Genomic DNA, 14,058 nt, shown 5'->3' with positions numbered 1-14,058 from the left:
CCTACGGCCTGGCCCGGCGGTCGCCGTCCGTCCGGGGAGCCCGCCGGTCAGGCTGCGTCGCCCCGTGCGATGAGCTCGCGGGCGAGCAGCCGGTAGGCGTAGGCACCCGAGTGGCTGCTCGCGTAGCTCGTGATCGGCTCGGCGGCCACGGACGCGTCCGGGAACTTCACCGTGCGGCCGATGACCGTGTGGAAGACCTGGTCACCGAACGCCTCGACGACCCGGGCGACGACCTCGCGGCTGTGCAGCGTGCGCGGGTCGTACATCGTCGCGAGGATGCCGTCGATCTCCAGCCCGGGGTTGAGCCGGTCCTTGACCTTCTCGATCGTCTCGACGAGCAGGGCCACCCCGCGCAGCGCGAAGAACTCGCACTCCAGCGGGATGACGACCCCGTGCGCGGCCGTCAGCGCGTTGACCGTGAGCAGGCCGAGCGACGGCTGGCAGTCGATGAGGACGACGTCGTACTCGTCCATGAGCGGGCGCAGGGTGCGGCCGAGGATCTGCTCGCGGGCGACCTCGCTGACGAGCTGGACCTCGGCGGCCGACAGGTCGATGTTCGCCGGCAGCAGGTCGCAGCCCGCCATCGGCGTGCGCCGCAGCACCTCGCGGACGTCGACCGTGCGGTCGAGGAGGAGGTTGTAGACCGTCTTCTCGAGGTCGTGGGGGTTGATCCCCAGGCCGACCGAGAGGGCGCCCTGCGGGTCGAAGTCGACGAGCAGCACCCGGCGGCCGTACTCCGCGAGGGCGGCACCGAGGTTGATCGTGCTCGTCGTCTTGCCGACCCCGCCCTTCTGGTTGCACATCGCGATGATGCGCGCGGGCCCGTGCGCCGCCAGGGGCTGGGGCACGGGGAAGTTCGGCATGGGGCGACCGGTCGGGCCGATTGCCCCGGCGCGCAGGCTGTCGAGCCCGTCACCGACGTCGAGGGCCAAGGTGGCACTCTCCTGCGTCTGGTTCGTCACGACCGGTCCCATCTCCGCAGTCCTTCGCTCGGCACGCACATCCCGGGGGAGGTACCGCAGGCGACGGCCAGGACGTGCCACGACGATCGTCCCCCGTGGGTGCCCTCGGCGCTGTGAACCTAGTCGGCGCGTCGCGAGGCACTCAAGGCGGGAGGCCGCTATCACGGCAATCCGGGCCGAAAGATCGACAGATGGTGGTCGAATGGTCACGCAGACCGTATCAAGTCGCTCTCTCAGCCGAGTGCACGGGGGTGCGCGGCCGCGTAGACCTCGCGGAGCGTCTCCGGCGCGACCTTCGTGTAGATCTGCGTCGTCGCGACCGACGCATGCCCGAGGAGCTCCTGGACGACGCGGACGTCGGCCCCGCCCTCGAGCAGGTGCGTCGCGAACGAGTGCCGCAGGGTGTGCGGCGAGACCCGGCCCGCGAGGCCCGCCCGCTCCGCGCCCACCTGGAGCACCGACCAGGCGCTCTGCCGGGACAGCCGCCCGCCGCGGGTGTTGAGGAAGAGCGCGGGCGTGCCACGGCCGTGGGCGGCGAGCGCCGGCCGGACCCGCACCCGGTAGGCCTCGAGCGCGGCGACGGCGAAGCTGCCGACGGGGACGATCCGCTCCTTGTCGCCCTTGCCGCGGAACCGGGCCAGCCCCTCGTCGAGGTCGAGGTCGTCGACGTCCAGCCCGACGGCCTCGCTGATCCGGGCACCGCAGCCGTAGAGCAGCTCGAGCAGGGCCCGGTCGCGGACGGCGGACGGCGTGCCCGGCAGCGCGACGGCGTCGAGCAGCCTGGTCACCTCAGCGACCGTGATCGGCTTGGGCAGCAGCTTGGCGGTCGTCGGCGGCCGGACGTCGACCGCGGCGTCCCCGGTGACCGCACCCTCGAGGAGCAGGAACTTGTGCAGGTTGCGGACGGCGACGATCGCCCGGCCTGCGGACGTCTCCTTGAGCGCCGCACGGCCGTCCTCACCGGTCCGGATCGCGGTGAGGAAGCCACTGACGTGCTCTTCGGTGATCTCCCCGGGACTGCGGACGCCGCGGGCGGCGAGGAAGGCCACGTACCGCTCGAGGTCGCGCCGGTAGGCCGACAGCGTGTTCGCCGCGAGGCCGCGCTCGACGCCGAGGTGCTCGAGGTAGCCCCGGACGGCGCGCTCCAGCGGGGAGCGGGCCGCCGACCGGACCACCGTCGGGGCGATGCCGGCAAGCCCGGCGTCGACGTCGTCACCTGTGAGCGTCAGCGGGCGCACCTCCCCCGGCCGTGGAGCGCCACGGACGGGCGGCGCACCGGTGGCGTCACTCTAGGACCGGGGTCCGACGGTGCACCGCTTTGCGTGCTCACGGGCGGGTCGCCGCGGCGTCCCTATGCTGGCCGCGCGGCCGCCGGGGCCCGCGCGGGAGGAGACCGAACCGTGAGCACCCACGACGTGAGCGATCCCGTCGCCCAGGAGCACCACGACCCCGTTCCCGGGGTGCCGGTCGTCGTCACCGGGCTCATGGGCGCCGGCAAGACGACGGTCGCGAGCGCCCTCGCCCGGCGCTGGGGCCGGGTGCTGCGCGACAGCGACGTCGACCTGCAGGCCGCGACCGGCCGGACGGCGGCCGAGCTGGCCGCCGAGCGCGGCGCCGACGGGCTCCACGCGCTCGAGGCGCAGCACGTGCTCGACGCCGTCGCGGCGGAGCCGGCCGCGGTCGTCGCGTGCGCGGCGTTCGTCGTCGAGGTCCCGGCCTGCCGCGAGGCGCTCGCGCGGCGGGCGATCGTCGTCTGGCTCGACGCCCGCCCCGAGGAGCTCGTCGCCCGGCAGCACGTCGGGGGCCACCGCCCGCAGTACGGCCCCGACCTGCTGGAGATGCTCCGCGGCATGGACACCCGGCGCCGTCCGCTGTTCGAGCAGGTCGCGGACGTCGCCGTCCGGCTCGACCCGGTCGACCCCGCCGCCGACGTCGCGGCCCGGCAGGTGTCCGTCGCTGCCCTCGTCGACGACGTCGAGCGGCGCGTCACGGCCGTGGCGGCGCGGAGGGCGGAGCGGTGACGCTGCGGCCGTACTCGGCGTCCCCGCTGCGCGCGCTGCTCCAGATCGGCGCCGACCTCACCGTCGTCGTCTGGTGCTGGTTCTGGGTGAAGTTCGCGATGGCCGTCGACGATGCCGTGCGGTCCGTGGGCGACGTCGGCTACCGGGTGCAGGGCGGCGCGGCGGGCATCAAGGACGGCCTCGACGGCGCGGCGGACCAGGCCGGGCAGGTGCCGCTCGTCGGCGACACCTTCGGCAGGCCGTTCACCGCGGCGGGCGGCGCCGCCCAGACGATCGCGGACGCCGGCCGCGACCTCGGAGACCGGGTCACCGGGCTCGCCCTGCCGCTCGCGCTCGTGGTCGCGCTCGCCCCGGTGCTGTCCGTCGTCCTGCTCTGGCTGCCCGCCCGCTACCGGTTCGCCCGCCGCGCCGGCGAGACCGCGGCGCTCGCCGCGATGCCCGGCGGCCAGAGCCTGCTCGCGCTGCGGGCACTCGCGACCCGCCCGGTGCACGACATCGCACGGATCTCCCCCGACGCCGTCGACGCGTGGCGCCGCGACGACGCCGACGTCGTCGCCCGGCTCGCCGCGCTCGAGCAGCGCCGGGCCGGCGTCCGGCCGCGCCCGGTCCGCCCTTCTCCCGCCGCCCTGGGCGGGGCCGGCGGCGCATGAGCACCCCGGTGGTGGTCGTCCGCGGACGGCGCGACCCCGTGGCCGTCGAACGGATCCTGCGGGCGCTGCCGGACTGGTTCGGCATGGAGGATGCGCTTCTGGACTATGTCCGGCACTCCGCCTCGCACCCGACGTACCTTGCCTGTCCGCTAGAGCCGACGGCGTCCGGTGCCGCGACCCACCCTGCATCCGGGGACGTCGTCGGTGTGCTCGTGACGGCACGACACTTCCCGCCCTCTGCCGAGATCCACCTCATGGCCGTCGACCCGGCGTGGCACGGGCGCGGCGTCGGAAGGTCGCTGCTGGCCGCGGCAGAAGCGGACCTGCGGGCGGACGGCGTAAGGCTTCTCCAGGTCAAGACGCTCGGCCCCACCGACCCGGATCCCTTCTACGCGCGGACGCGGACGTTCTACGCCGGCAACGGGTTCGAGCCGCTCGAGGAGAACCTCGACCTGTGGCCCGGCAGCCCCTGCCTGATCATGGTGAAGTCCCTCTGACCCGGTGGTCCGCCGACGGCTCCACGCCGGAACGGCAGACTCCGAGGAACGCGGCAGGGCGGGGGGCCGTCGGCCCTCCCGCCCTGCTGCATCACGGTGCTGTTCTGTTGCGCTGCAACGGCTCCCGGCTCAGGAGACCACGAAGGTGTCGCTCATCGCGGTCGAGAAGTCGGTGTTCGCCCCGGCGGTGACCTTGTAGGACGCCGTCACCTGGAGCACGTCGCCGACGTCGGCCTTGCCCTGCCAGCCGGCGGGGATCGTCACGCGCTCCTCGGACGTGAAGGGCGCCACCGCCGGCGTCAGCGGGCCGTTGACGTTGACGACGTCCACGCTCTTGGACTGCGTGAGGTTGACGACCCCGATCTTGAGGTCGAAGGCGTCGACGACCCCGTTGAGCTGCGGGCCGATCTCCACGTTGGCGACGACGTCGAACGAGTCGCCGCGCGCGACGTCGTCGACGGTGAAGAAGGTCCCGCTGTCGACGGGGTAGACGAGCTTGATCCTGGCGTCGAACTCACTGGGCATCTCTGGTTCCCCCTGCGTGTCGGCCGCCCGCGGGCCTGCGGACGCGTCCGACGGGATGGAGGGAGGGGCACGAACCGGAGATACCGGGAATTCTGCGAACGGACCGACCGCCGGCGCGCGCGGGTCGTCAGGGTCCGAGGAGCGAGCCCGTCATCGGGGTGTCGGCGACGACGAGGCAGGAGACCTTCCGGTCGCCGTCCCGCCACGAGGCCTCGAGCGGGCGGAAGTAGGCGATCGAGCCCGTCTCCGGCAGCCGGGACTCGTCCAGCGCGTCGACCTTGCCCGAGCACAGCTCGCCCGCCATCCGGCGGACCTCGTCGTCCCCGGGGTAGGCCTCGTCCCGGGCGACGAGGTCGTCGTTCGCCACGACCTCGGCGTCGTGCGGCTTCGCGCACGGGGTGAGCCGGACCGTGACGACGGATGCGTCCTCGGCCCACTTCTCGACGCAGTCGCCCACCCGCACGTCCTTGACGGACACCGACCCGGCGCCGACGACCTCGCCCGAGCCGCCCCGGTCCGCCGACGACGAGAGACCGATCGCGATCGCGGTGACGACGCCGACGACCCACAGCCCGGACAGCACCAGCCCGGCGATCGCCATCCCGCGCCCCTGGCCGCCGTTCTTCTTGATCTGGCTCAGCGCGACGAGCGAGAAGACGGTGGACAGCAGGGCGCCGCCGAAGATGCCGAGGACGAGCCCGGCGACGGCGAACCCGTTGGTGCCCTTGGCGGGCGGCGGGCCGGCGGGCCTCAGGTCCGGACCTTCGAACGCGGGACCGGGCGGCGGGCCCCAGGGAGGCTGCGCCATGGCCGCACGGTAGTGGATCTTCGGCGCCCGGGGGGCCGGCCCGGGCGGCGCGGACCCGTTCGACTCAGCGGCTCCCGGGGTGCTGCGGCCACGGTGCGTCGGCCGGGCGCAGCGTCGTCCAGCCCTCGGCCCGGGCGGCCCAGGCGGCGAGGATCGACACGACGGCGGCCGGGTTGTGGATCCGGCCGCCGAGGACGGCGTCCTTCGCCTCGTCGAGCGGCACCCAGCGCAGCGGCATCCCGTGCTCCTCGCCGGTGCGGGTGTGCCGGTCGGCCTCGGGGACCGGCGACAGGCCGCGCGCGAGGTAGACCCGGATCGCCTCGTCCATGCCGCCCGGCGAGCTGAACCAGTCGATGAGCACCGACCAGTCGCTCGCGACGAGGTCGGCCTCCTCGGCGAGCTCGCGCTGCACGGTGAGGTGGGGCGGCTCCCCCGCGACGTCGAGCAGCCCGGCCGGTGGCTCCCACAGCTCGTGCCGCACCGGGTGCCGGTACTGGCGCAGCAGGAGGATCCGGTCCTCGTCGTCGATCGCGAGCGCGCCGACGGCACCGGTGTGCCGCACGTACTCGCGCTCGACGACACCGGCCTCGCCGAGGTCGACCCGGTCGCGGACGACGTCCCAGATCATCCCGTGGTGCACGACCGATGTGCCGAGCACGGGCCGCCCACCGGGGACGTCCGCGAACGGCCCCTCGACGTCGGCCCGGCCGTCGTCCGCGGTCACGCGGTGACCGACGCGGCGCCGGCGGCCTCGACCTCGAGGAGCCGCTCGGACGACTGCCGCTCCAGTGCCGCTCCGACGAGCCCCGCGAAGAGCGGGTGCGCGCGGTCCGGGCGGGACTTGAACTCCGGGTGGGCCTGCGTGGAGACGTAGTACGGGTGGACGTCGCGCGGCAGCTCGACGAACTCGACGAGCGAGCGGTCGGGCGAGACGCCGGAGAAGACGAGCCCGGCCTGCTCGAGGCGCTCCCGGTAGGCGTTGTTCACCTCGTAGCGGTGCCGGTGCCGTTCGGTGATCCGCTCGGCGCCGTAGGCCTCGCGGACGACGGAGCCCTCGGCGAGCAGCGCCGGGTAGGAGCCCAGGCGCATCGTGCCGCCCATGTCCCCGGTCCCCGCGACGATCTGCTTCTGCTCCTCCATCGTCGCGATGACGGGGTGCACGCTGTCGTGGTCGAACTCGGTGCTGCTCGCCCCCTCGAGACCCGCGACGTCCCGGGCGAACTCGATGACCATGCACTGCAGGCCGAGGCACAGGCCCAGCGTCGGGACGAGGTTCTCGCGCGCCCAGCGCAGCGCACCGAGCTTGCCCTCGATGCCCCGGACGCCGAAGCCGCCGGGCACGCACACGGCGTCCACGCCGTGGAGCATCCGGCGCGCCCCCTCGGGCGTCTCGCACGTGTCGGACGCGACCCAGCGGATGTCGACCTTGGCGTCACGGTCGAAACCGCCGGCGCGCAGCGCCTCGGTGACCGAGAGGTAGGCGTCGGGCAGGTCGACGTACTTGCCGACGAGCGCGACCTCGACCCGGTGCGCGGGCCGGTGCACGCGGCGCAGCAGCTCGTTCCACTTCGTCCAGTCGACGTCCCGGAACGACAGGCCGAGTCGGCGGACGACGTACGCGTCGAGGCCCTCGTCGAAGAGCACCTTGGGGATGTCGTAGATCGACGGCGCGTCGACCGCGGTGACGACGGCCTCCTCGTCGACGTCGCACATCGAGGCGATCTTGCGCTTGACGCCCTCGGGGATGTCCCGGTCGGCGCGGCAGACGATGGCGTCCGGCTGGATGCCGATGCTGCGCAGCGCGGCGACGGAGTGCTGGGTCGGCTTCGTCTTCAGCTCGCCGCTCGGCGCGAGGTACGGCACGAGCGAGACGTGGACGAAGAACACGTTGTCGCGGCCGACGTCCTGGCGGATCTGCCGGGCGGCCTCGAGGAACGGCAGCGACTCGATGTCGCCGACCGTGCCGCCGATCTCGGTGATGATGACGTCGAGGCCCGGGTCGTGCGCCGCCTGGGCGCGCATCCGGGCCTTGATCTCGTTGGTGATGTGCGGGATGACCTGGACGGTGTCGCCCAGGTACTCACCGCGCCGCTCCTTGGCGATGACCGCCGAGTACACCTGGCCGGTCGTCACGTTCGCCGACTTCTCGAAGTCGACGTCGAGGAACCGCTCGTAGTGCCCGATGTCGAGGTCGGTCTCGGCCCCGTCGTCCGTCACGAAGACTTCCCCGTGCTGGAACGGGTTCATCGTTCCCGGGTCGACGTTGATGTAGGGGTCGAGCTTCTGCATGGCGACCCGTAGGCCGCGCCCTCGAAGAAGATGACCCAGGCTCGAGGCCGTGAGGCCTTTGCCCAGTGAGGAGGCCACGCCCCCGGTGACGAAGATGTGCCTCGTCGACGACTTTCCCGCTGCCCGCTCAGTCCGCTGCGCCACGGGCTTCGAGCCTAACAGTCGTCGGGCGGGGTTCGGTGCCCCTCCCCCGTTTGCCCGCGTCCGGGCGAGTCGGTGACGCCCCGTACGCGGACGGTGACGGGCGCCGCGACGACGCGCCCGCGGCGCTCAGGCCGGCCGGACGACGGCCGCGTAGACCGCGCGGACCTGCGCCACGGCGTCCGCGTCGGTCGGCAGCGTCTGCGCCCGCACGACCGCGCGTCGTCGCAGGTCAGCGGCCAGGTCGGCGTCGGTGACGACCTTCGCGACGGCGTCCGCGAGCACCGCGGGCTCGCCGTACGGGACGAGCACGGCGGCGTCCCCGACGACCGCGGCGACCCCGCCGACGTCTGTCGCGACGACGGCTGCCCCGGCCCGCAGGGACTCCCGGAGGTTGAGCGGCTGGCCCTCCCAGACGCTCGGCGACACGACGACGTCCGCGGCGGCGAGCAGGTCGGGGACGTCGTCCCGATGGCCGAGGAGGCGGACCGGCAGTCGCTCGGCGTCGATCCGCGCCTGCAGCGGCGCACCCAGCGGACCGCCGCCCGCGACGACGGCGAGCACGGGCACGCCGTCCGCGACGAGGCGGGCCACGGCGTCCAGGAGCAGGTCGAGGCCCTTCTGCGGCGCCAGGCGGGCGACCGTGACGAGCAGGGCGGCGCCGTCCGGCACCCCGAGCGCGGCCCGGACGGCGGCCGGTGCGACGCCGGGGGTGGGCTCGCGGACCGGCGCGGGGACGACGGCGAGGTCGACCCTCGCGGCGCCGAGGGTGCGCATCCGGGTCCCCAGGTCGCCGCTCACGACGAGCACGGCGTCCGCACCGCGGGCGACGAGACGCTCGAGGACGGTGTGGACGGCGGCGACCCGGCCGCCGGAGACGAGGGCGTTGTGGAGCGTGACGACGAGCGCCGGGCGGCGACCGCGGCGCGCCCCGGCCCGGGCGAGGACGGCGAGCGCCCCGGCCCGTAGGCCGTGCGCGTGGACGACGTCGGCGTCTCGGCCGAGGCGGCGCAACCGGCGGACGGCGGCGACGTCGCCGGGCCGCGGCCGGTCGCTCACCTCGACGGGGTCGAAGCGCTCGAAGCCGAACGCCCGCGCCGTCGCGGGCGGCCCGGCGACCCGGACGTCGTCGCCGGCAGCGGCGAGACCCTGCTCGAGCGCGCGGACGTGCCGGCCGACCCCGCCGCCGCTCGTCCCCAGGGTGAGGAGCACCCTCATGCGGCACCCCGCAGCCGGCGCAGGACGTCCCGGTCGAAGGCTGCCGTGACCGCCGCGAGCACCATGAGGGTCACGATGCCAGCCGCCACCGAGGCCGCCAGACCCGGGGCGGCCGACCCGCCGGAACCTGTTGCGGCGGAACCGTTCGCGCCGAGTGCACCAAGGACTGCGTCCGCGGCGGACCGGCCGGCGACGGCCCCGGCGAGGCCGCCGGCCAGGGCGACGAGCGCGGTCCGGCGCAGCCCTGTGAGCGCCTCCCGCCCGGCCGCCCGGGCGAGTGAGACGAGCAGCAGCGCTCCGCCGACGGTCATGCCGACGCTCGACCCGACGCCGAGGGCGACGACGGCGTCCTCACCGCTGCCGACGACGACCGCGAGGACCGACCCGACGGTGACGACGAGCCAGCCCGCGGCGGTCGCGACCGCCGCGGCGCGGCCGCGTTCGAGGGCGTAGAGCGCCCGCCCGAGGTGCGCGACGAGCGCGAAGCCGACGAGCCCGGGGGCCGTGGCGGTGAGGGCGTCCGGCAGCCGGCCGACGTCCCCGCGGTCGAGGGCGGCGAAGAACGCGCCCACCCCGGGGGCGGTCGCGGCGACGACCGCGGCGCCGAGCGCGGCCACGAGGACGACCGCGCGGGTCGTGCCGGCGGCGGCCGCCGCGAAGCCGGTGCGGTCGCCGGTCGCCGCGCGTTCTGCGAGGCGCGGGAAGGCACTCGTGGCGAGCGGCACCGCGAGGACGGCGTACGGCAGCACGTAGACGGCCTGGGTGTACTGGTAGACGTTGAGCGTCGACTCGACGCCGCCGTGGTTGGCGAGCCAGACGACGGCCACGACGCTCGCCTGCTGGGCGAGCAGCGCCGAGACGCCGGCGAACGCCAGGGCCCGGGCCCGGGCGGCGACCCCCGGCGGGAAGGCGAACGACGGCCGGAGCCGGGTGCCGGTCGCGAGCACGGGGACGAGCAGCGGGAGCGTCATCGCCGCGACCCCGGCGGTCGTCCCCCAGGCCAACCAGGCCTCCGCGCCGCCGGGCAGCCCCGCCGCGTCGTCCTGCCGGCCCGCCGCCGTCGCCCCGAACGCCGCGTAGGCGCCGATGACGACGACGCTCGACAGCAGCGGTGCCAGCGCCGGCCAGAAGAACCGGCGGTGCGCCTGGAGCACCCCGACGAGGACCGTCCCGATGCCGTAGAGCACGACCTGGGGGGCGAAGACGAGGAGCATCCGGACGGCGAGGTCACGCTGGCCGGGGCACTCGGGGCTGCCGAGCAGGGCATCGGTGAGCGGGCCGGCCAGGGCCGCGACGAGCAGCGACACCGGCAGCAGCACGGCGACGGCCCACGTGAGCAGGGCGGACGCCGTGGCGTCGACCTCCGCGCGGCCCTCGCGGCCGCGGGTCAGCGGCGCCGCGAGGAGCGGGACGACCGCCCCGGCGAGGGCGCCGCCCGCCGCGACCTCGAAGAGCACGTTCGGCACCTGGTTCGCCGTCGAGTACGCGTTGCCGACGCACTGCGCGGAGACCTCGTGGGAGAACACGAGCCATCGGCCGAACCCGGTCGCCCGGGCCAGCAGCGTGACCCCCGCGATGAGCGCCGCGGAGCCGAGGAGCGTCCCGGCCCGCGCGCCGCGCCCGCGGGTCACCGGGGCCGGCGGCCGAGGGCGTCGAGCTCGCGCAGGCCCGGCGTCGAGGCGATCACCTTCGTGAAGCTCCAGCGCTCGCTCGCGAGGGTCAGCGCGACGACGCCGGCGAGGACGGCGAGCCGGGTCCGGCGGCCGGCGCCGGCGACGAGCGCGGTGCCGAGCAGGGCGCCCGCGGCGTTCGCGCCGGTGTCGCCGAGCATCGCGCGCTCTCCCAGGTCCTCCGGGAGCAGCACGACCGCGGGCCCGGCCGCCGCCGCGGCGAGGGCGCCGCCCGGGCCGGAGGTCGCCGCGAGCGGGGCCGCCCACAGCAGCGTCGCCTTGAGCGCCCGGCCGGGGCGCAGGTCGAGGAGGTTGAGCAGGTTGGCGCTGCCGGCGACGAGCGCGCCGCACGTTGCGACGTCAACGAGCCGGGCCAGCCGGCCGGAAGCGCTCGTACCGTCGTCCGTGCCGTCGTCCGGCGGCAGCGCGAGGGCCGCAGCGGCGAGCCCGGTGACCCCGATCCCCAGCACCTTCGCCCCGCCGGTCGTCAGCCGGCCACGGGCGAGCTCGCCGAGGTGCCCCTTGAGGCCCTTGCTCGTACCGGTCTCGCCGAGGTCGTCGAGCATCCCGAAGGCGGCCGCTCCGGCCGTGGCGAGGACGGCGCCCGCGCGGACCCGCGGCGGCAGGCCGGGGGCGAGCGCCACAGCGCCCGCGGCGGCGGCCGCGTACGCCGGGCCCTCCAGCAGGGTGATCGGTTCCCCCGCGTGGTTCGTACGGGTCCAGCGCGCGGCGCCGCCGGGCGGCGCCGTCCGCAGCGCCGTCCAGGCGGCCCGGGCGAGCCCGGCGCCGACGGCACCCGCGACGAAGGCCCGGCGGCTCACGGCGTCGCCGTCGCCGACGGCGTGCCCGCGGCGGCGACCGCGGCGAGCTCCGGCAGGGGGGCCGTCGCGCCGGCGCCGAAGCCGTACCGGCCGGCGCGGCCCGACACCTGCTCGGCGAGGCCGACGACCGTCGTGACGTCCCCCATCGCCGTCCCGCCGGTGTCGACCGTGGTCACCTTGCCCTCGAGGTCGGCATCCCCGCGGACGGCCGCCACCACGCCGCCGGAGGTCGCCGACGAGCCGGGACCGACGACGACGGTGCCGGACGACGCGCGGTCGAGGGCGAGCGCGAGGGCGTTCCAGGCGCCCGACAGGTCCTCGGGGGCCTGGCTCGGGGAGGCCGAGGCGCCGGCGGACCCGGACGCCGTGGCCGACGGCGAGGTGGTCGCGGTGACCGTCGCGGACTCGACGCCCGGGGCGAGGACGACGGCGAGCTCGGCCCTGCTGTCCAGGGACCCGGCGACCCGGACGAGCCCGGCCTCCCGCATCCCGTCGAGGATCGCCACCGCCGCCGGGTCCGGCGTCCCGGCCGCGGCGGCCGTCGCTGCCACGAGCGCCCGCGCGAGCAGCCCGGCGAGGACGGCGTCCGGGTCGCCCTCCGCACCCGCGATGACCGGGGACCCCGCCGGCAGCCCCGCGACGAGCTTCGTCGCGAGCTGCTCGCGGTCGGCGGCCTGTGCCGGGTCGGTCCAGCCGTCCTCGATCTCCAGCCGACCGATGACCGTGCCGCCCGCTGCCTCGACCGTGCGGGTGAGGGCACCGACCCGGTCGGTCGCGGCGTCCGGGAGCACGACGAGGACGACGCTGCGTCCCGGCAGCCGGCCGGCGACGACCTGGGGGCCGAGCTCGGTGATGACCTCGTCGCGGTGCGAGACGCCGGCCTGCGACGAGTCGAGCTGGTCGCGCAGCTGCTGCCGGTCGGCCCGCAGCGCCTCGACCTGCTGCTGCAGGGTCAGCGAGACCCCCTGCTCCAGCGGCTGCTGCAGCGGGCCCGCGCCGAGCAGGATCCCCACGGCCAGGGCGATGAAGACCGACACGAGAGAGACGAGGTGGTACCTGAAGTCGATCATGTGCCCATCAGCTCGATCAGATGCCCGTCAGGTGGGGGCCGGCGGTGCCGGACCACGGCGCGAACGCCTCGGGCTTGGCGTCGACGAACCAGCCCCGCATCCACGACATGACGTCGTCGAGCCGGGCGGCCACGACCGAGACGACCGCCGGAAGGGTACCGGTGGCGTAGAGCGCCACGGTCACGGCGAGCAGCCCGGCGACGACGAGGACGCCGAGCTGGAGGTTGCTGATCCGCTGCCGGTACAGGCGCGAGACGCCCTTGGCGTCCACGAGCTTGCTGCCGACCCGCAGCCGCGTGAGGAACGTGCTGGCCATCCCGGAGCGCCCCTTGTCGAGGAACTCCACGAGCGTCGCATGGGTCCCGACCGCGACGATGAGCGAGGCGCCCTTGTCGTCGGCGAGCAGCATCGCGACGTCCTCGCTCGTGCCCGTCGCGGGGAACACCACCGGATCCACCCCGAGCGCCTGCACCCGCTCCAGCCCGGGTGCGCGGCCGTCCCGGTAGGCGTGGACGACGATCTCGGCGCCGCACGTCAGCGACCGGTCGCTCACCGAGTCCATGTCGCCGACGACCATGTCCGGGGTGTACCCGGCGTCGATGATCGCGTCCGCTCCCCCGTCGACCCCGATGAGGATCGGCCGGTACTCGCGGATGTACGGCCGCAGCGTCGCGAGGTCCTCCTTGTAGTGGTACCCGCGGACGACGATGAGCACCTGGCGGCCGTCGATCTGCGTCGTGATGTCCGGGACGCCGACCCCGTCGAGCAGCAGGTCGCGCTCCTTGCGCAGGTACTCCATCGTGTTCGTCGCGAACGCCTCGAGCTGGACGGCGAGCCCCGCGCGGGCCTCGTCCATCGCCGCCGTCACGGTCTGCGGGGTCTGCTCGACGCCCTTCGACACGAGGTCCTCGCCGACGTAGACGCAGCCCTCGTGCAGCCGCACGACCTCGCCCTCGTGGAGCGCCGTCATGACGTCCGGGCCGACCTCGTCGACGAGCGGGATCCCGGCCTCGATGAGGATCTCCGGGCCCAGGTTCGGGTAGCGGCCGCTGATGCTCGCCGCCGCGTTGACGACCGCCGCCGGCCGGCAGGCCTTGAGCGCCTCGGCGGAGACCCGGTCGATGTCCCTGTGGTCGATGACCGCGACGTCCCCGGGCTTGAGCCGCTTCGTCAGGTTCTTGGTCCGTGTGTCGACCCGGGCGATGCCGACGACGCCTGGGCCCGCGCCGGGCTCCTGACGTCGTCTCGTCTGCGGCATCCTCACCGGTCGATCGTCCCATGTCCTGCGAGATCTTCGCCCGGATGTGGGCGTGTCCTGGTTTGCCGCTTTCTCTTTGTGGTTCTTCGTGGCGCGGGCTTCCTTGTTCTCGTTCGGTCGGGGGCGGG

14 protein-coding genes are annotated in these 14,058 nt (G+C 75.1%); 3 read left to right on the top strand and 11 right to left on the bottom strand.

The window, feature by feature from the left end; translation table 11 throughout:
* Positions 1 to 47: 47 nt before the first annotated feature.
* Complete coding sequence (locus EDJALFJO_RS29045) at positions 48 to 974, bottom strand: ParA family protein (protein WP_088289813.1); 927 nt, start codon at positions 972 to 974, stop codon at positions 48 to 50.
* A gap of 221 nt (positions 975 to 1,195) precedes the next feature.
* Positions 1,196 to 2,149, bottom strand: coding sequence for a site-specific tyrosine recombinase XerD (xerD, locus tag EDJALFJO_RS29040; protein WP_088289875.1), 954 nt, complete (start codon positions 2,147 to 2,149; stop codon positions 1,196 to 1,198).
* 213 nt (positions 2,150 to 2,362) lie between these two features.
* On the opposite strand from xerD, the gene EDJALFJO_RS29035 reads away from it, so the two are divergent.
* The 3 genes from EDJALFJO_RS29035 to EDJALFJO_RS29025 are packed head-to-tail and all read left to right on the top strand — an operon-like array spanning position 2,363 to position 4,130.
* Positions 2,363 to 2,983 (top strand): shikimate kinase, encoded by a 621-nt coding sequence (locus EDJALFJO_RS29035; RefSeq protein ID WP_088289812.1) that lies wholly within the window; start codon positions 2,363 to 2,365, stop codon positions 2,981 to 2,983.
* Positions 2,980 to 3,633, top strand: a complete 654-nt coding sequence (locus EDJALFJO_RS29030) for a hypothetical protein (RefSeq protein WP_088289811.1) — start codon at positions 2,980 to 2,982, stop codon at positions 3,631 to 3,633. The genes EDJALFJO_RS29035 and EDJALFJO_RS29030 overlap by 4 nt, the downstream gene beginning before the upstream one ends.
* Positions 3,630 to 4,130: an N-acetyltransferase gene (locus tag EDJALFJO_RS29025; protein WP_088289810.1), complete on the top strand. Its 501-nt coding sequence runs from the start codon at positions 3,630 to 3,632 to the stop codon at positions 4,128 to 4,130. The genes EDJALFJO_RS29030 and EDJALFJO_RS29025 overlap by 4 nt, the downstream gene beginning before the upstream one ends.
* A 129-nt stretch (positions 4,131 to 4,259) precedes the next feature.
* Here the strand turns inward: EDJALFJO_RS29025 and EDJALFJO_RS29020 are convergent, their stop codons facing one another.
* The 9 genes from EDJALFJO_RS29020 to steA all read right to left on the bottom strand — a co-directional run bounded on the left by EDJALFJO_RS29020 (position 4,260) and on the right by steA (position 13,930).
* Positions 4,260 to 4,655 carry a hypothetical protein gene (locus EDJALFJO_RS29020; protein WP_088289809.1) on the bottom strand — a complete coding sequence of 132 codons (396 nt, stop codon included), beginning with the start codon at positions 4,653 to 4,655 and terminating at the stop codon, positions 4,260 to 4,262.
* Between the two features lie 127 nt (positions 4,656 to 4,782).
* Positions 4,783 to 5,463: a DUF4190 domain-containing protein gene (locus EDJALFJO_RS29015; RefSeq protein ID WP_088289808.1), complete on the bottom strand. Its 681-nt coding sequence runs from the start codon at positions 5,461 to 5,463 to the stop codon at positions 4,783 to 4,785.
* A 64-nt stretch (positions 5,464 to 5,527) separates the two neighbouring features.
* Positions 5,528 to 6,091, bottom strand: coding sequence for an NUDIX hydrolase (locus tag EDJALFJO_RS29010; protein WP_088289874.1), 564 nt, complete (start codon positions 6,089 to 6,091; stop codon positions 5,528 to 5,530).
* Positions 6,092 to 6,183: 92 nt separating this feature from the next.
* Entirely contained in the window at positions 6,184 to 7,896 is a 1,713-nt protein-coding gene (locus tag EDJALFJO_RS29005; protein ID WP_088289807.1) for a CTP synthase, read from the bottom strand.
* A gap of 126 nt (positions 7,897 to 8,022) precedes the next feature.
* A complete protein-coding gene (locus tag EDJALFJO_RS29000) occupies positions 8,023 to 9,111 on the bottom strand; it encodes a glycosyltransferase family 4 protein (protein WP_088289806.1) in 1,089 nt (362 codons plus the stop codon).
* Positions 9,108 to 10,742: a murein biosynthesis integral membrane protein MurJ gene (murJ, locus tag EDJALFJO_RS28995; protein ID WP_158220606.1), complete on the bottom strand. Its 1,635-nt coding sequence runs from the start codon at positions 10,740 to 10,742 to the stop codon at positions 9,108 to 9,110. The genes EDJALFJO_RS29000 and murJ overlap by 4 nt, the downstream gene beginning before the upstream one ends.
* Entirely contained in the window at positions 10,739 to 11,602 is an 864-nt protein-coding gene (locus tag EDJALFJO_RS34615; RefSeq protein ID WP_088289873.1) for a hypothetical protein, read from the bottom strand. Before EDJALFJO_RS34615 ends, murJ begins: the two co-directional genes overlap by 4 nt.
* Entirely contained in the window at positions 11,599 to 12,672 is a 1,074-nt protein-coding gene (locus EDJALFJO_RS28985) for a copper transporter (protein WP_088289804.1), read from the bottom strand. The genes EDJALFJO_RS34615 and EDJALFJO_RS28985 overlap by 4 nt, the downstream gene beginning before the upstream one ends.
* Before the next feature lie 16 nt (positions 12,673 to 12,688).
* Positions 12,689 to 13,930, bottom strand: coding sequence for a putative cytokinetic ring protein SteA (steA, locus tag EDJALFJO_RS28980; protein WP_088289803.1), 1,242 nt, complete (start codon positions 13,928 to 13,930; stop codon positions 12,689 to 12,691).
* Positions 13,931 to 14,058: the final 128 nt, after the last annotated feature.

Source organism: Kineosporia sp. A_224 (genome assembly GCF_002198655.1).
Classification (GTDB): Bacteria; Actinomycetota; Actinomycetes; order Actinomycetales; family Kineosporiaceae; genus R-H-3.
The sequence above is the reverse complement of the archived record's forward strand: the minus strand, read 5'-3'. Positions and strand labels throughout refer to the sequence as shown.